13 protein-coding genes and 3 pseudogenes are annotated in these 17,338 nt (G+C 68.9%); 13 read left to right on the top strand and 3 right to left on the bottom strand.

Features of this window, described 5'->3' with window-relative positions; translation table 11 throughout:
* Nucleotides 1–100 precede the first annotated feature (100 nt).
* Nucleotides 101–1,006, bottom strand: a complete 906-nt coding sequence (locus DDJ31_RS31160) for an AraC family transcriptional regulator (protein ID WP_127177066.1) — start codon at nucleotides 1,004–1,006, stop codon at nucleotides 101–103.
* 144 nt (nucleotides 1,007–1,150) lie between these two features.
* Here DDJ31_RS31160 and DDJ31_RS31165 point away from each other — a divergent pair, with 144 nt between their 5' ends.
* From DDJ31_RS31165 to DDJ31_RS31185, 5 genes are all read left to right on the top strand, one after another.
* On the top strand, nucleotides 1,151–1,468 hold the full coding sequence (locus tag DDJ31_RS31165) for a putative quinol monooxygenase (protein ID WP_127177065.1): 318 nt from the start codon (nucleotides 1,151–1,153) through the stop codon (nucleotides 1,466–1,468).
* 94 nt (nucleotides 1,469–1,562) lie between these two features.
* The gene (locus tag DDJ31_RS31170) at nucleotides 1,563–2,552 is read left to right on the top strand and encodes an alpha/beta hydrolase (RefSeq protein WP_127177064.1); all 990 of its coding nucleotides are present in this window, start codon (nucleotides 1,563–1,565) and stop codon (nucleotides 2,550–2,552) included.
* Between the two features lie 260 nt (nucleotides 2,553–2,812).
* Nucleotides 2,813–4,006 (top strand): sensor histidine kinase, encoded by a 1,194-nt coding sequence (locus DDJ31_RS31175; protein ID WP_127177063.1) that lies wholly within the window; start codon nucleotides 2,813–2,815, stop codon nucleotides 4,004–4,006.
* A complete protein-coding gene (locus DDJ31_RS31180; protein ID WP_164784865.1) occupies nucleotides 3,999–4,664 on the top strand; it encodes a response regulator in 666 nt (221 codons plus the stop codon). The genes DDJ31_RS31175 and DDJ31_RS31180 overlap by 8 nt, the downstream gene beginning before the upstream one ends.
* A gap of 276 nt (nucleotides 4,665–4,940) precedes the next feature.
* Nucleotides 4,941–6,179, top strand: coding sequence for a serine hydrolase domain-containing protein (locus DDJ31_RS31185; RefSeq protein ID WP_127182521.1), 1,239 nt, complete (start codon nucleotides 4,941–4,943; stop codon nucleotides 6,177–6,179).
* A gap of 198 nt (nucleotides 6,180–6,377) precedes the next feature.
* Here DDJ31_RS31185 and DDJ31_RS31190 read toward each other — a convergent pair whose 3' ends face one another.
* Nucleotides 6,378–6,659 (bottom strand): hypothetical protein, encoded by a 282-nt coding sequence (locus DDJ31_RS31190; protein WP_127177061.1) that lies wholly within the window; start codon nucleotides 6,657–6,659, stop codon nucleotides 6,378–6,380.
* Between the two features lie 475 nt (nucleotides 6,660–7,134).
* Here DDJ31_RS31190 and DDJ31_RS31195 point away from each other — a divergent pair.
* Nucleotides 7,135–8,326: pseudogene (locus tag DDJ31_RS31195) on the top strand (IS3 family transposase).
* 293 nt (nucleotides 8,327–8,619) lie between these two features.
* Here DDJ31_RS31195 and DDJ31_RS31200 read toward each other — a convergent pair.
* Nucleotides 8,620–9,780, bottom strand: a complete 1,161-nt coding sequence (locus DDJ31_RS31200; RefSeq protein ID WP_240678005.1) for an ISAs1 family transposase — start codon at nucleotides 9,778–9,780, stop codon at nucleotides 8,620–8,622.
* Between the two features lie 135 nt (nucleotides 9,781–9,915).
* On the opposite strand from DDJ31_RS31200, the pseudogene DDJ31_RS31205 reads away from it, so the two are divergent.
* The 7 genes and pseudogenes from DDJ31_RS31205 to DDJ31_RS31235 all read left to right on the top strand — a co-directional run.
* Nucleotides 9,916–10,254: pseudogene (locus DDJ31_RS31205) on the top strand (tyrosine-type recombinase/integrase); the annotation flags it as partial.
* A gap of 164 nt (nucleotides 10,255–10,418) precedes the next feature.
* A complete protein-coding gene (locus tag DDJ31_RS31210) occupies nucleotides 10,419–11,678 on the top strand; it encodes a tyrosine-type recombinase/integrase (RefSeq protein ID WP_240678004.1) in 1,260 nt (419 codons plus the stop codon).
* Nucleotides 11,569–11,880 carry a helix-turn-helix domain-containing protein gene (locus DDJ31_RS31215; protein ID WP_240678380.1) on the top strand — a complete coding sequence of 104 codons (312 nt, stop codon included), beginning with the start codon at nucleotides 11,569–11,571 and terminating at the stop codon, nucleotides 11,878–11,880. The genes DDJ31_RS31210 and DDJ31_RS31215 overlap by 110 nt, the downstream gene beginning before the upstream one ends.
* A complete protein-coding gene (locus tag DDJ31_RS31220; RefSeq protein ID WP_127177059.1) occupies nucleotides 11,877–14,318 on the top strand; it encodes a hypothetical protein in 2,442 nt (813 codons plus the stop codon). The genes DDJ31_RS31215 and DDJ31_RS31220 overlap by 4 nt, the downstream gene beginning before the upstream one ends.
* Nucleotides 14,315–15,043, top strand: coding sequence for an SDR family oxidoreductase (locus DDJ31_RS31225; RefSeq protein ID WP_127177058.1), 729 nt, complete (start codon nucleotides 14,315–14,317; stop codon nucleotides 15,041–15,043). The genes DDJ31_RS31220 and DDJ31_RS31225 overlap by 4 nt, the downstream gene beginning before the upstream one ends.
* Nucleotides 15,044–15,307: 264 nt before the next feature.
* Nucleotides 15,308–16,222: a transposase family protein gene (locus DDJ31_RS31230; protein WP_171481016.1), complete on the top strand. Its 915-nt coding sequence runs from the start codon at nucleotides 15,308–15,310 to the stop codon at nucleotides 16,220–16,222.
* 60 nt (nucleotides 16,223–16,282) lie between these two features.
* A pseudogene (locus DDJ31_RS31235) lies at nucleotides 16,283–16,598 on the top strand (helix-turn-helix domain-containing protein).
* Nucleotides 16,599–17,338: the final 740 nt, after the last annotated feature.

Genomic DNA, 17,338 nt, shown 5'->3' on the forward strand with positions numbered 1-17,338 from the left:
AGAAGAACTGACAATCCCATTGAATCGCTCTGACCTGCGAAAATAGCAGAACTATCCTCGCACGCCCTTGCATAATCCTCCTCCGTGGTCGCATCGCCGCTCAGGGCAGGACACCGGCGGGGGCGCGCACGGCATCGCGCAGGCGGGCGGCGTCCCGGCTGGGCGGCGCACCGAACTGGCGGCGGTACTCCCGGCTGAACTGGGAGGGATTGTCGTAGCCGACGCGAAGGCCGACTCCCGTGACATCGCCCGGGTGGGTGGCGAGCAGCAGCCGGGCTTCCTGGAGCCGGATCTGCTTCTGGAACTGGATGGGGCTCATCGCGGTCACGGCCTGGAAGTTGCGGTAGAAGGCGGAGGCGCTCATGCCGGACATCCGGGCGACGTCCTCGACGCGGAAGGGCTGCGCGTAGTTCTCGCGGATCCAGCGCACGGCCCGGGAGACATGGCTGAGGCTGCTGTCGGCGAGGCCGAGCTGGCGGACCGTCGCCCCCTGCTCACTGGTGATCAGGCGCCACAGGATCTCACGTTTGACCAGAGGCGCCAGTACGGCCCGGTCGCGGGGCTCGTCGAGCAGTCGCAGCAGCCGGACCACCGCGTCGAGCAGCGCGGGCGGGGCATCGCTGACGGCGATTCCCGAGGGCGTGCCTCCGCCGGCGCGCGGGGCGTCACCTGGGCCGGCCTGGAGGAGCAACTCGGCGACGGCGGACGGGTCCAGCGTGAGTCCGAAGCCGAGCGCCGGCTGCTCGGGGGCGGCCTGGGTGAACTGTCCGGTGACGGGCAGGTCCACGGACGCGACCAGGTACTGCCCGGGACCGTACGCGTAGATCCGGTCGCCGAGGGCGAGTCGTTTGGCGCCCTGGGCGATGACCGCCAGCACCATGCCGGACATGGACGGGGCCGGCGGGTCCGGGCGGTCGACCTTCGAGACGAGGACGCCGTCGATGGCAGTGGTCCAGTCGGTGCGCGCGTGCCGGGCCAGGAGAGTGCGGAGCTCCTCGAGATGCATGCGTCCATTGCAGCACCATCTCGGGCCATGGCTCCCGTGCTCAGGAGGATCGTGCAAGTGCGGGCGAGCATCGTTCTAACGTTTCCGCAGGTCACCTCGCTTGAATGGAATCACCGCACTCCACCACTGCCCGAGAGGCTGACCATGATCGCCACCTACGGCTTCAGCGCCACCCTGACCGCCAGGCCCGGCCTGGGCGACCGACTCGTCGACCTGCTGCTGACCGGCCTGAACCCGGGGAGCCCCGGCGCGAGCGGACACTGCGTCGTCTATCTGGTCTCGCGCTCCGCGTCCGATCCCGACATCGTCCACGTCACCGAGGGCTGGACCAGCGAGGACGACCATCACCGGATCTTCGCCGGTGAGGCCGCCCGGTCCATCGTGGCGCAGATCGACCCGCTGCTTGACAAGGAACCCGAGTACACCGACCACGTCCCGGTCCGCGGCAAGGCCGCCTTCTGAGCCCGATCGATCCCCCGGTCCGCCGCCCCGGCGCCCGCCGAGGCGGAAACCTTGGCGCCCGACCGTCCGGCACCACCCACGAAAGGCAACGACGATGACCATGGCACGACCTGCCCTGGACCCCGAACTGCGGGAACTCCTGGCCGACATGCCCCTCATGTCCCGGCTCAACCCGGAAGTCCTCGCGCGACTGCGCCCACTCTCCTCGACACCTGTCGAGCCCCTCCTCGAGCACCGGCGGGTCGACCGGCGCGAGATCACCGTGCCCGCCAAGGACGGCGCCCCGATCCCTCTGTCGGTCCTCAGTCCCGCGAGTCCTGCGAGTCCTGCGAGCCCCGCGCACTCCGATCGCACCGCCGCCGCGCCCTGCGTCTACTGGATCCACGGCGGCGGGATGGTCATGGGCGACCGCTTCTCCCAGATCGACATCCCACTGGAGTGGCTCGACCGGTTCGGCGCGGTCGTGGTCTCCGTGGACTACCGGCTCGCGCCGGAGGCCACCGGCACCGTCCTGGTCGACGACTGCTACCGGGGGCTGCTCTGGGTCGCTGACCACGCCGGCGAACTGGGCATCGACCCTGCCCGGATCATCGTCGCCGGCGCCAGCGCGGGAGGCGGTCTCGCCGCCGGCGTCACCCTGCTGGCCCGCGACCTCGGCAGCCCGGCGATCGCCGCGCAGATGCTGATCTGCCCCATGCTCGACCACCGCGACACCACCACCTCCAGCCGCCAGTACTCCGGCGTGCCCGGCGTCTGGACCGGTGAGATGAACGCGTTCGGCTGGGCCTCGGTCCTCGGCGACCTCACCGACGCCGAGGTGCCCGAGTACGTCTCGCCCGCGCTGGCCGAGGATCTCTCCGGCCTGCCGACCGCCTACATCGACACGGGCTCCGCGGAGGTCTTCCGTGACGAGGACACCGACTACGCCACCCGCATCTGGGCGGCGGGAGGCCAGGCCGAACTCCACGTGTGGGCGGGCGGCTTCCACGGCTTCGACGCCCTGTACCCGCAGGCACACCTCTCGACCACAGCCCGCCGAACCCGCACGGACTGGCTGGCCCGGCTGCTCGAACCGCGCCGCTGACTCCATCCGACGGTGATCGACCGCGGCTTTCACGGATACGCGGGCAGACCCATCGCGAGGGTCGCCATCACCATCCTTTCCGCCGCTTACCGGCTGGCTCCCCTGACGTCGCGGACACGACCCAGCGGGATGGAACACCGGACCGCCATGGACGTCCGTGACGGCTTTCGGTGTCGTCGCCGCGACGAGTTCTGTGAGGTGACGTGAAGTGGCTCTTTGGAGTGACGAACGCCGGTGCGCAAGGTCGTATTGTCGGACGGATGAGAGTGAGGGACGGCAGGTGGCCCGGGTGGGGTGCCGATGCCGGGCTGGTCGTACTGACGTTTGTGCCGGCGCTGCTGTCGCAGCCGTACGTGGACACTTCCGGGCCGGCGTGGGTATCGCTCATGGCGTACGAGGCGGTGGGCGTGGTGGTCCTGCTGCTACGGCGCCGTCTGCCGGCCACCGCCTTCGTCGTGGGCTTCGGGGCTCTTCTGGCGGCGCTGGTGGGGAGCGCGGGCCAGGGGGCCAAGCTGTCACCTCTGGTCTTTCTGCCGCCGGCGGTGCTGCTCTACAACCTTGGCCACCACGGCGCGAGCCGGCGGCGGACCGTGCCGGCGGTCTTCTGCGCCGGCGTGCTCAGCGTGGCCGGTCTGTGGCTGAACCGGATGACGACCGACTCCGGCGACTTCCGGGGCGGCCTTGACGTGCTCGCCGCGCTGGCCCCGATGCCGCTGGCCTGGGCGATGGGCTTCGCCGCGCGCACCCGGCAGGAGCTGCTGGCCGCGGCCGAGCGGCGGGCGGCCGACGCGCGCCGGGCACAGGTCCTGGAGGCGGCACAGGCCACGCAACGCGAGCGGACAAGGATCGCCGGTGAGATGCACGACGTGGTCGCGCACTCGCTGACTCTGCTCGTCGTGCACGCGGAGACGCTGCGGGCCCGCGGCGGCGAACTGCCCGACTGGGCCCGTGCCCAGGTCGACGGACTGGCCGCGGCGGGCCGGCAGAGCAGCGGCGAGCTGCGTGACCTGCTGCGGATGCTGCGCGACCCCGTGGACGCCGTCCCGCTTCAGCCCGTGCCTGGCCTCGGTGAGCTGGACGCGTTGCTGGCCGGCCACCGGGCCGCGGACGGAACGGTCGAGCTGACGATGGACGTCGCGCCGCGGTCCGTGCCGGGGGCGATCCAGCTGGCGGTGTACCGCGTGGTGCAGGAGGCACTGGTCAACGCCCGTCGGCACGCGCCCGGAGCGCCCGTCAGGGTGACCGTCCGCGACACAGACGACGGAGAGCTGCGGTGCGAGATCGTGAACGACCGGGGGATGCGGCGGGCCGCGGCCGGCGCCGGCGTCGGGCTCGGCCTGGTGCACATGGAGAAACGGATGAGCGCGCTGGGCGGCGAACTCACCGTGGGCCCCACGCGTGACGGCGGTTTCCGCGTCGCGGCGACGATGCCGTGGGAGCGTGCGGATGCCTGAGCAGATCCGCGTGCTCGTCGTGGACGACGAGCCGGTCATCCGCGCCGGGCTGAGCGCGATCCTGGACAGCCAGGCGGACGTCACCGTGGCGGGCACCGCGAACGACGGTGAGGAAGCCGTCGAGGTGTGCGCGCGGCTGCGGCCGGATGTGCTGGTGATGGACATCCGGATGCCGCGCCGCGACGGCCTGTGGGCGCTGGCCGAGCTGCGCCGCCGGGGCCTGCTCGGGCCGGGGCGCAGCCGGGTGCTCATGCTGACCACGTTCGACCTGGATGCCTACGTCGACGATGCGCTGGCGGCCGGGGCCTCCGGCTTCCTTCTGAAGAACAGTTCGTTCGAAGAGCTGGGTGCGGCCGTGCGCGCCGCGGCGGCCGGGCACAGCGCGCTGAGCCCCGCGGTGACCCAGCGGATCATCGAGGGCCACCTCAGCGGTCGGCGCCTGCCCAGCGATCAGGAGCTGGCCCGTCTGAGGGACCTCACCCAGCGGGAGGCCGACGTGCTGCGTCTGATCCGGGACGGTCTGAGCAACGCCGAGATCGCCGACCGCCTCGTCGTCAGCCTGCACACGGTCAAGACGCACGTCAGCCGCGTGCTCACGAAGACCGGCTGCCAGAGCCGGGCACAGGCGGCGGTGCTGGCGAGGAACACCCTGCCCTGACCTGCCCGGTCGGACGGCGGGCCGGCGTGGCGCCTCACCCCGTGGGGTCACTCCTTGGAGTGACCCCACGCCGGTGGAAAGCCCGCCATCGAGCGATGTACCCGGAGCGCGCCACTGACTGAATGGATGGTGTGCGCGGGACCCGCCGAAAGGCCGCTCATCAGGCGATTGTCCGGTCCCTCGACGCACGCAGCACATCGTCACGCGCCGAAGGGAACTGCCATGTCCGCATCCACACTGTCCCGCCGCCACCGAATACGCCGCGCAGCGCTGACCATGGCCTTGACGACCTGTCTGGGCGCGGCGCTCGCGAGCTGCTCGGACGAGGCCGAACCGGCGGCCGGGCAGAGCGCGGCGAGCCCGGCGGCCGACGCGCGGCTGGCCCGCCTCGCGCAGCAGGCGGCAGACACCGGCTCCCTGGGCGTCATCGTCCGCGTCGACACCGGCGACGGGAAGCCCGTCGAGATCGCCAAGCAGGCCGCCTGGACCAAGGACGACCACCGCCTCGCCGTCGGCGACCGGTTCCGAGTCGGGTCCAACACCAAGACGGTCACCGCGACCCTCGTCCTGCAACAGGTCGCCCAGCAGAGGATCAGCCTCGACGACACGGTCGAGAAGTGGCTGCCCGGCCTGGTCGAGGGCGGTGAGCACATCACCGTACGGATGCTGCTCAACCACACCAGCGGCCTCGGCGACTTCTTGCTGACCCCGCAGTTCCTGCCCTCCCTCACCGGCCAGGAGAAGCGCACCTGGACCCCGCGGGAACTGCTCGCCATCACCCCCCAGCAGGGCCCGCCGACCGAGCCCGGCGAGACGTACTCCTACAGCAACGCCAATTACGAGGCCCTGGGGCTGATCCTCGAGAAGGCCACCGGGAGCAGTCTGGCCGAGCTGATCGAGCAGAAGATCACCAAGCCGCTGGGCATGAAGGACTCCTACCTCGCCACGGACGCGGAATGGGACACCGGAGAAAACAGCGACAACGAGCATGTCACCGGCTACGAGCCGGACGCCGCGCGGCTGAAGAAGATCCTCTCCGCGACCGTGGACCTGCCCGACGGCGTCGGATTCGTCGGAGCCGACCGTCCCGGCCACAACGTCGACACCTCCGCCATCGACCCGAGCTGGTCCTGGGCGGCAGGCGGCATGGTCTCCACCGCGGCGGACTGGCAGACCTTCCTCACCGCGCTGAACTCCGGTGAGCTGCTGCCCGAACCCCAGCTGAAGCACATGCGGACCACCGTGGACGCGCCCGAGGAAGGCGGCGGCTACGGACTGGGGTTGATGCGGGTGGACACGGTCTGCGGCACCGTCTGGGGCCACACGGGCGGCCTGCCCGGCTACTCCAGCGAGATCTACACGGACGCCACCGGCACCCGCAGCGTCGCCGTCTTCACCAGCACGAACTTCGGCATCAAGGAAGAGAAGGCCGCCACCGCGAACAAGGCCCTCGTCGAAGCCGCCACCTGCCAGATGCTCGGCAAGCCTCAGCCCGCGCACAGCCCGGCCGGTTGACGGCCGCGGACACGAGCAGCCTCCGCGTGCGGTGAGTACAGCCGGGTGATGAGCGCGGAGAGCAGAATGCCGGGAAGCACCGTCCGAAAGCCACCGGCTGGGCCGGATGCTTCGACGGGGGGAGGGCTACGCGCCCTGTCTACGAAGGGCCGGTCGGCGTCGGGGATGCTCCAGTGCGCGGTCATCACGGGGTCCGGGTCACGTCGGAGGCGGTGTGGATACGTCGACGGTAGTTAGCAACCCGTAGGTGCGGCGGAGGCGGATCAGGCGGGTCCCGTTGTCCGCACCCGCCTTCGCCAAGAGTCGGGCGGTGCTGCCTGGGATGTCGAACTGGTCGATCCCGGCATGCCTGGCGATGGCGATGGCGCTCGCCGCGTGTCGCAGGGCGTAGGCCCGCAGCAGCAGCCTGCCCATCTCGTCGAACAGCGCCGGCGCCGACAGGAGGTCGGGCAGGGGCAGTTCGCCGGTCACGACGCTCATCTGCGCCTTGAGCGGAGCCTGTTGGCCCGCAGCTTGCGGCCGATCTGAGTGGAGTGCCGCCTGAAGGTGCCCGGCGCCATGTTCAGTTCACGGAACCGGCCGCCTGAGTGCGGCCGAAAGGTCCGGCCAGGCCGATGGCCCGCGGCGGGGAGAACCGGCCGACGCGGAGCAGATCTCGTTCCCTCAGATTCTTCCCCGCGGCCTCGGGCGGGCCTTTTGGAGACCGCCTAGGCGTTTCGGTTGAAGATGAAGGCTGCTCCGTTGTCGCCCATACCGATCAGGTTCTCGGGCTTGACCTTGGCCCCGGCACACTGCGGAAGGAGGTGAAGGCTGGGACTGCCAAGACCGGGGGAGGCGACGATGATCGAGCTGTCCTGGAACTTCCATGTGGTAGATCGTGACGTGAGCTGACCCCGGATTCGTGGAGTCCCTGAAGCCAGGCTTATGATCCTGGCCCGAAGGAGAACCACGAGCAGTGCCAGCACCACGTAAATATCCGGACGAGCTCCGCGAGCGGGCCGTGCGCGAGGTCCGCACCACGGGCCGTCCGATCGCTCATGTCGCGAAGGACCTGGGAATCCACAAGGAGGCCCTGCGCGGCTGGGTCCGCCAGGCCGAGGCGGACGCCGGCGAACGCGACGACCGGCTGACCACCGCCGAGCACGAGGAACTGAAGCAACTCCGCAAAGAAGTAGCGGAGTTGAGGCGGGCGAACGAGATCCTCAAAGCCGCGAGCGCGTTTTTTGCGGCGGAACTCGACCGTCCCCGGACGAGGCCGACCAGGTGATCGAGCACCTCAGGGACAAGGGCCTCGGGGTCGGGTTCGCCTGCCGGGTGCTGGGCTTTCGGAGTCGGCGTACTACGCGCGCAAGAAGCGGCCGAAGTCGGCCCGCCGGCTGCGCGACGAGCAGCTCATCCCGCTGATCGAACAGGTCCATGCCGAGTCCGGCGGCACCTACGGCGTCCGCCGGATCACCCGCGCGCTCAGGCGCAAGGGTGTACAGGTGGCCCGCTGCACCGTCGAGCGGCTGATGGCTGAGTTGGGCATGGAGGGCGTCATCCGCGGTCAGCGGCGGCGGACCACCGTGCCTGAGCCGTCGACACCCAGGCCCCCGGACCTGGTCGACCGCGACTTCACGGCCTCGAGGCCGGATCAGCTGTGGGTGGCGGACATGACGTATGTGCGCACCTGGTCCGGCTGGGCGTACGTGGCGTTCGTCCTGGACGTGTACTCACGGATGATTGTCGGCTGGCAGGTCGCGAACCACATGCGGACCGAACTGCCTTTGGACGCACTGGAGATGGCATTGTGGAGACGCCGGATCAAGAAGGACTCCGGCCTCATTCATCACAGCGACCGCGGGTCGCAATACGTATCAATCCGGTATACCGAGAGGCTGTCCGAGATCGGGGCTTCAGCGTCGGTCGGCTCAGTCGCGGACAGCTACGACAACGCGATGGCCGAGGCGCTGAACGGCACCTTCAAGGCTGAGCTGATCGAGATGCAAGGACCGTGGCGGGACGTCGACCAGGTCGAGCGTGCGATCTTCCAATGGGTCACCTGGTACAACGAGGAACGGCTCCACTCCGCCCTCGACTACGTACCACCCGCCGAGTACGAACGCGACTGGTGGCGACAACAGGAAGCCACCCCGCAGTCCGCTTGAAACACGATCACCGGACTCTACGAAACTCGGGTCAGCTCAAGGCCCTGTTCGATGCCGCTGATGCCCTGCCTTCCAAGATCCGCGACCAGGGACGCACAGGCGTTCTCACAGCGATGAGGGACGCGGCCGTTATCAAGACGGTCTACGCCTTCGGCATACGGCGAACCGAAGCGTCGCGTCTGGACCTCGTGGACCTGCGGCGCAACAGGCAATCGCCGGACTTTGGGAACTTTGGTTCGATGATGGTGCGCTTCGGCAAGTCGTCGAAGGGCGCTCCCAGGGGCGATGCGTTCTCAGGCTGTGAGCCGGAGCATGGCTGTCGCGTGCTGGGGGCGTGACCGGTAGTGATCGGCTGCGGCGGCGATGTTGGTCCAGCCTGCTTGGCGCATGAGTCCGATGGCGAGGTTGCGCAGGGTGGCCATGGCGCGGGGTGCGGTGCCGGTGCGTACTCGCGAGGCGTCTTCGCCGAACGTCACGTCTCTGACGTGGTGCAGGGCCTCAACTGACCAGTGGTTCTGAATGAGTTCGGCGAGTTGCGCCGGGCCGGCCTGTTCGGGTGGGAGGCTGGTGACCGCGTAGACGGTCTTCGTTTCGACCTTGCCGGTCTTGCGGTGGGTGCGGCGGCGCTTGACCTCCATGGCCTGGACGGCGTGTGGGAAGAGTAGGCCGGGACGGGCGGTGCAGACCTTCACGCGGCGGCCGTGCCCGGCCCCGGTGGTGCGGGCCTGCAGCGGGATCTGGTGCCAGGGCAGGCCCCGCAGTTGCTTGCGCAGCTTCTTCTGGTTCCCCTTGACCACCAGGAGGTAGTGGCCGCCGGCGGTGATGACGTGTTCGGCGTGGGCGCGCTGGGTGTGCATCGCATCGGCGGTGACGACGACGCCGCTCAGGTTGATCCGGTCCAGCAGCGGGGCGAAGGCGGGTATTTCGTTGCTCTTCGCGGCGATCTGGCGTTGGGCGATCACGGTCTGGCAGGCGTGGAGCGCGGCGGCGAGCAGGTGGACGGCTGCGCCGTCGGTGCGGGATCCGCGCACCGTCTTGCCGTCGACGGCCAGGCCGACCAGCGTGTCGCCGGGTTCGTCGACCGGGTCGGTGGCGTACCGGGCGAGCCAGGCGCCCACGGCGTCGTCGAGGGTGTCGCCGTTCAGGCGGGCGAGGAGCCGTCCCCGTGTGGAGGCGTTCGGTGTACTGGAGGTGAGCCCGAGTTGTTCGCGCAGGTCGTAGTCGGTATCGACAGCGAAGCGGGCGATGGCGGCCAGGGACGTGGCTCCGCCGAGGACGGCGACCAGGCACAGCGCGAGCAGGGAGCCCAAGCGGTAGCGGCGTCCCCGGACCCGGCGGGGATCGGGTATCCGCCCCAGCACCTCGGCCAGGGAGGTGAACTGCTGCGGATCCGGGCAGGCGGCGTCGATGTCCTCGCAGTGGCGCTGCAGGACACCGATCAGGGAAGATGGCACGCGAACGCGACCCCTGTTCGTGATCAAAGGCTTCGACAACCTTGATCATCAGGGGTCGCGTCTCTCGTTGCCGAACCGGGCGAACCGCATGCAGCGGCGCTACACGGGCGATCAACTCATCTCGTCAGCTGAGAACGGGGCGCTCCTCCCAAGCGGCGCATGGTCCTGACCGTCCCGGAGAAGGACTGGGTGGTCGAGGTCCTGAAGCACTGGCAGGCCGAGATACGCCCCCCGCGCCTGGTCCCGGGACGCCACCCGGCGCTGTGGGTCACCGAGCGCGCGGGGCGCCTGTCGCCTCGCTCGATCAACTCCGCCTTCACCGCCGCACGCGAGGCGGCCGGGCTGGATCCCGATCTGGACCTGCACTGCCTTCGCCACAGCTACATCACCCATCTCACCGAGTTCGGATATCCAGCACGATTCGTCCAAGAGCAGGTCGGGCACTCTCACGCATCCACGACGGCGATCTATATGAACCCTCGGGAATTGCATCAAACGGGCGCGAAGTCGCAGGTCACGTGGTCACGGCGGGAAACGGAAGGGTTCCTCAGCCTCTACAAACTGGCAGCCTGAGCAGGGCTGTTGCCCAGACGAGCCCTTCTGATGCATGATCTGCTCTCCAGAAGGGATGGCCTGGAGTGGTGCATCAGCGCACGGTGGCCCTGGCCGGGGCGGCTCATATGGAGCTCGTTTCCGGTGTGGTTCAGCTGCGTCCGGAGGACGCGATGCTGAGGGGCTGGCGGGCTCAGCAGAAGTCGCGAGGGCTGAGGGACGACACGATCGACCCGAGGGAACGGCTGATCCGCCGGTTCCTTGAGTTCGCGAACGAGTACCCGTGGCAGTGGACGCCTGCCCACCTGGACGAGTGGTCGGCATGGTTGACGGGCGAGAGGCACTTGGCGCCCTCCACGATCCGCAGCTACCAGGGCACCGTTCGGCTGTTCACCGAGCTCCTCATCGACGCCCGCTACGGCTGGGGCACGGCATGCGATGAAGCCTTCGGCGCTTTCCCAGTGGCGATCTGCCATGAGTGGAATGCCCTCCCTCACCTGCAGGATTACGAGGGCGATCCAGAGGCGCGGCCGTTCACGCGGGAAGAGTTGCAGCGCTTCCTCGACTACTCCGACGACCAAGTCGCACGAGACGTGAAGGCCAAGCGCAAGGGAGCCCTCGCCACTTACCGGGACGCCACTCTCTTCAAGGTCATCTACGGGTGGGGTCTTCGCCGGACCGAGACGTCCAAGCTGGACGTGGTCGACTTCGGACGCAACCCGCAGGCCCGGCAGTTCGGCCGGTACGGCACGCTCAACGTCCGCTACGGCAAGGCGAAGAAGGGCCAGCCGCCGCGGCGGCGGAACGTGCTGTCGGTGATGGACTGGGCCGTCGAGGCTGTCGCCGACTACGTCGAGAACGCCCGGCCGCGCTTCGGATTCTCCGACCACCCGGCTCTGTGGATCACCGAGCGCGGGGGCCGCCTCCAGCCTGGCAGCATCAACGACCGGTTCGAGGCATATCGGGACGCTCTGAAGCTCCCAAAGGACCTGACTCCCCACTCAATCCGGCATTCTTACGTCACCCATCTGACCGAGGACGGGGTCGATCGGCGCTTCATCCAGCAGCAGGTCGGCCACGAGTGCGACAGCTCCCTGGCCATCTATACGCACGTCAGCGACGACTTCATGAACACTTCCCTGCACAAGGCACTGGCCCCGGCGTTCGCCGGGGCCTGGCAGGAGGGATCCGGCGATGGCCGCCAAGCTCGACTACCACTGGCACCTGCGCAAGGTCATGGCCGGCCGCGGGTTGTTCTCCACCACCGACCTCATCCCTCCGCTCGCCGAACGCGGCATCACCTTGTCGTCGAGCCAGGTCTACCGGCTCGTCGTCGAGCGACCTGAGCGACTGAGCCTCAAGATCCTCATGGCCCTGCTCGACATCCTCGACTGCACCATGGACGACCTCATCGAGCCCGTCGCGGCGGCCGGCGCGGTGAAGAAGCCAAAGAGAGCTGCCGCCGGAGGCGGCTCGGCGTCCGATGCAGAGGGGCTTGGTGGGCTGCGGCCAAAGCGGGCCCGGATCAGGGGTGTTGACCGGCCATGACCACCGCTTACCATCTCGACCTCGGCCGCGCCGTCGCCGACCCGACCGGCCTGATCACCGACCTCGTCGCCGACGTCGAGAAGCAACTCAGCGCGGAGACCATCCGGGCCGTGGTCGCCGCGGTCGCAGGCGGCCGCGCGAAGTCACGGCGCCTGGCTGCGGCCCTGGCGATGCGGCCCTCCGTCCTGATCGACGGCCGGTCCCCGGCACCCCGGGCCATCGGCGATCTGCTCATCGAGCTCCGCAAGGCAGGCGCCTCGGAGATCTCTCCGCCGGTCTGCGTCGAGTGCGGCAAGAAGCTGCGAACCCTCCAACGCCAGGGCCAGGACTGGTACTGCTCGGTCTGTGGACAGGAGACCGCTGAGTGCGTCGCCTGCGGCACCGTCCGGCGCGTCGCCTTCCGGGACCGCAAGGGCCTGCTGCGCTGCAAGATGTGTCCCGACAACGACGACCGCGACCCGGTCGACGTCATCTACGAGGTGATCACCGGGATCACCCCGGACGCCGACCGTGACGTGATCGCCGATGCCCTCCACCAGTCGGCACCCCACCGTCCCCACTATCGGCAGAGCCTGGTCTGGGCCCTGGAGGAGAACCCTCTGCTGAACGGGGAGGGATATCTCGCACCGCATCGCGCCATCCTTCGGTTCATCGACCTGCTGCACGAGGCCGGCGTCACCGAGATCGTCCGCCCGGCCTGCCCTCGCTGCCACCGGGTGGTGCGCATCGACAAGCCGCTCGACGGGCAGCGGGTCTGCCGCAACTGCATCGCCAAGTCCCGCATCGAAGAATGCGTACGCTGCGGTGCTCGGCGCGAACCAGCCACCCGCGACGCCCAGGGACGACCCCTGTGTCCGGGCTGCCTGATCAGAGACCCGGCAAACCGGGAGACCTGCACTGTCTGCGGCGAGTCACGCATGGTCAGTTGCCGCACCACTGACGGACCGATCTGCCCGAACTGCCGTCCCTTGCCATTGCTGCTCTGCTCGATCTGCGGCCGCACCGCACCCTGCACGCTCTCGAAGCTCACCGGCCTGCCCCGCTGCGGCGGCTGTGACCGGCGACCGGCTCACTGCACCATCTGCGGGCGACTCCGCGGCATCCACTCCGGGACCACCGACGCCCCCGTCTGCGGTCCCTGCACCAAACCGGACGCCGAGCTCTGGCGCCCCTGTCCCGCCTGCGGGCAAGCCGAACGGCTGCAAGCTCCGGGTCCGTGCCCTCACTGCACCCTCAAACAGCGGCTCCACGAGCTTCTCGCCGATGACACCGGCGCCATACCCACGAAACTGCAGGCCCTGGCCGGCACCGAACGGGCCGCCACGGCGATGCGCTGGCTCTCCGGCGGCATCGTCTCCACCGTCCTGTCCGACCTCGGCTCCGGCCGCCGTCCCCTTACCCACGAAGCCCTGGACGAACTCCCCGAAGGAAAGGTCGTCGAACACATCCGCAGCGTCCTCGTCGCCACCGGCACCCTGCCGCGGAGGGATGAGCAGATGGCCCGTCTCGAACGGCACGTGAAGGACCTCGTCACCTCCCACACGACCGCCGAGGGACGGAGAATCCTGCACCGGTACGCAACCTGGCACCTCCTGCGCCGGCTTCGCCGACGCAGCCGCGGCAAGGAGACCACGCACAACCAGCTCCAGGTCGCTCGGCAACACCTGCGGGCAGCCGTCTATCTCCTGAACTGGCTTGGGGATCAGAACCTGACCCTTGCCACTTGCCAGCAGACCGACCTTGAGCGCTGGATGACCAGCGACGACGTCCGCCACCGCCAGGAGGCAGGCCACTTCGTGCGCTGGGCCCTCTCCCAGAAGATCGCCCGCGATCTCACCTTCCCGGCCGAACGATGGAATGGCCCCTCCCAGCCCATGGACGACGAGGCCCGCTGGCACACCGCCCGCCGCCTGCTGCACGATGACACCCTCAAGTCCGAAGACCGTCTCGCCGGCCTGCTGTTGCTCCTCTACGCCCAGTGGCCCGCGACGATCTCCCGGCTCACCGTCGAGCAGATCGAGGAGACGGACGGAGCGGTCCGCATCCGCCTCGGCGCCGTCCCGGTCGAGCTTCCCGCACCCGTTGCTGAGCTGGCCCTCCAGCAGGTCGCGGCCCGCCGCAGCCATGCCGTCCTCGGCCGCACAGATTCACGCTGGCTCTTCCCCGGGGGCCAGCCCGGCCGCCCGATCAGTGCCTGGGCCATGGGCGAACGGCTCCGCAAACTCGGCATCCGCCTCGCCCAGGCCCGCTCGACTGCCCTGTTCCAGCTCGCCACCGACCTGCCCGCCGCCGTCCTCGCCCGCACCCTCGGTATCGACATCACCGTCGCCGTCAAATGGCAGCGAGCCGCCGCCGGAGACTGGGCCGCCTACGCAGCCGAGGTCAGCCGCCGCACTTCACCACAACATCCGATGCACGAACCAGGACTACCGACATGAGATTCGACAGCCACCGCGTGGTCATCACCGCCGCCGGCCGCGATTTCGGGCGCACTTTGGCCATCCATCTCGCGGACCTCGGCGCCGAGGTCTTCCTTTCCGCGCGCACTCTCGCCGCCGCTGAGCATGTCCGCGACGAGATTCGCGGCCGAGGGCACCAACAGGTCCACGCCTTCGCCTGCGATCTGACGGACCCCGCCTCGATCCGCGACTTCGCTGCTGACGTCACCCAGCGCACCGACCACATCGACGTGCTGATCAACAACGGCTCCCGCTACCTCGAAAGCCCAGATCTCCAATCCGCCTCCGACGCCGACGTCATCGACACCATCGCATCCGGCGCCACCGGCACCGTCCTGACCGTGAAGAACTTCCTCCCTCTCCTACTCAACTCGGACAAGCCGGACGTGGTCACCATGGTTTCCGCCTGCGGAACGGCCGGTCATCACCGCTCGGACGCCCACGAAGCCTTCTACGCAGCCAAGAGCGCCCAGACAGGGTTCGCCGAGATCCTCTCCAAGCGCCTGCGGCCGCAGGGAGTCCGGGTGATCTCCCTCTACCCGCCCGACTTCGACAACCCTGACCCGCTCTCCGAGGAATGGGAGACCACACCACGCGAGGCCAAGAACGCCCTCACGGCGCAGTCACTCGTGGAGTGCATCCTCTTCGCCGTCGCCCAGCCTCGCGACTGCTTCATCAAGGCATTCCACTTTGAACAGGTCTGACTGATTCCTGGCATGTCCACACAGGCGAGTGCCACCGCGGTCGGGGTGCAGCGCATGCGCCCGAGACCGGGGGGCATTCAGACAGTTCCAATACCCGACTCCACCATTAGGAGTGTCGAACGAGTACGGCAACAACCTGCTGGAGGCGGCACTGAAGAACCGACTGGTCGAGGTCTGGGACGTGACCGCGTGATTAACGAGTTGGTGCGTGATAGCGGGTGAGGTGTCGTGCCAGGTGGATGGCATGATCCCGCTGTGGTGGTCATGGTCAATCGGGCGGTGCTGGCGCATAGGCTGTTCACGGGGCTCTCTCGGTCTCATCTTGCGTGCCTGGTCGAAGAGTTGGCCGAGCCGTGGCAGGCCAGGGTCGAAGGTCGTCGCCATGCGGCGCGGGGCGGGGCCAGGAAGCGGGCCGCGGGTGCCGGCGCCAGCCATCAGCTGGTGTTCGTCGACAGGCTGGTGGCCACGCTGATCCATCTGCGGCACGACCTGCCGCACTCGGTGCTGGGGCTGCTGTTCGGTGTCGACCGTTCCACCGTCACCCGGGCCATCGGAGAGGTGCGCACGCTCCTGGCGGAGCGGGGGTGCGCGGTTCCCGACCGTCCCGGCCTGCGGCTTCGGACGCTGACGGATGTATTTGCCTATGCCCAGGCCGAAGGCGTCGAGCTGCGGCTGGACGCCACCGAGATCCAGGTCCGCCGGCCACCGGCCAGCCGCGGCGGACGCCGTGCCTTCGTCTCGGGCAAGAAGAAGCAGAACACGATGAAGGCCACCGTGATCGCCGACTGGCGAGGCCGCACGTTATGGACCGACGCCCTGCGACCTGGGCGTATGCACGACGCCACGGCCGCCCGCAACGAAGGCATCGCCGTCTGCTTCCGGCACTTCCCCGACGTCGAAGTCCTCCTGGACGACGGCTACCTCGGCCTGAGCCGCGACCACCGTGGCCAAGCGATCACACCGCCCAGAAAACCGCGGCCGGGAGCATTGCCCGGCAGAGTCGAGCAGTGGGAACGCGACCGTCACGGGCACTCCTCCGACCGCATCACCGTCGAACACGCCCTCGCCGACCATAAACGCTGGAAGCAACTGACGCGCTGGACCCACCGCCGCGACCGACTCCCCGACACCTACCGCGCCATCGCCAGCCTCGTATCCGACCGCACCGCCACCACCTGAGAACAGCCGTGAGCAGGGCAAACACGCCTCACCCGCTATCACGCACCAACTCGTAAGAAGATGGGATACCACTGGCAGCTGCGTCAGCTGATGGCCGAACGCGGCATGTTCCAGACCACCGACCTGGTTCCCCTGCTTGCCGAACGCGGCATCCAGCTCTCGCGTGAACAGGTCTACCGCCTGGTCACCCAGGCCCCGCAGCGCATGAGCATGGACACCCTGGTAGCCCTCTGCGACATCCTCGACTGCACACCCAACGACCTCATCAAGCCCGAAGTCTTCAACCGTTCAGGTCCGCAGGACCGCTGGCGGTGACTCCGACATCGCCCCTCCCACACAACCGCGCCGGACGGTCGTCCGCCGCCCCGGCACGTGAGCGACTCAGTGAGCCGACCCAGCCGGGCCAGACCTCAAGCGCGGCGCCACCAGGCCGAACTGGCAAGCCGCACAGCCGACTTGGTACGCCACATCCAGGCCGTTGCCGGATCACAACTCACCTCCAGCGACGCCCAGCGCATCCTGGGGGCAGCCAACGCCTAGGAACCTCGGCCCGCCCGAGCTCTGGCCGCCCACCTGGCCGAACACCCTCACGCGCTCACCGCACCGATATCCCACAGCCCGGCAGCTCTTCCCAGGCTCCTGCTGGGACTGGCCGCAGCAGGCTTCGCGGTCACCAGGCTCGCCTGCGCACGCTGCGCACGCTGCGGACGCACCGGTGACCCGTGGCCTCGTAACTCGCCCGTTGGGCGTCTCTGTAACTGGTGCATCGAACGTGACCGCCTTCAGCAGTGCACCCAATGTGAACGTCAAACGCGCATTCACAGCCGTACGGCAGACGGCCCGGTCTGCCGCTCCTGTTTCCAGAAGGACCCCGTCAACCACCGTCAGTGCGAACGCTGCCAGCGACTTCGCCCCACCAGTCGGCGCCCGGACGGCACGCACCTCTGTTCCTCCTGCAGCCCCCGCCCAAACGCACCTGCATCCACTGCGGCACCGTCGCCCGCGCCCGCACCATCACAGACGCCGGCCCGATCTGCCCCCGCTGCTACGAACGGCCGACGCGCCCATGCGGCATCTGCGGACAGACCACCACCATCAAGATCCGCAACGGACACG

The sequence above is a fragment of the Streptomyces griseoviridis genome, from assembly GCF_005222485.1.
Taxonomy (GTDB): Bacteria; Actinomycetota; Actinomycetes; order Streptomycetales; family Streptomycetaceae; genus Streptomyces; species Streptomyces hintoniae.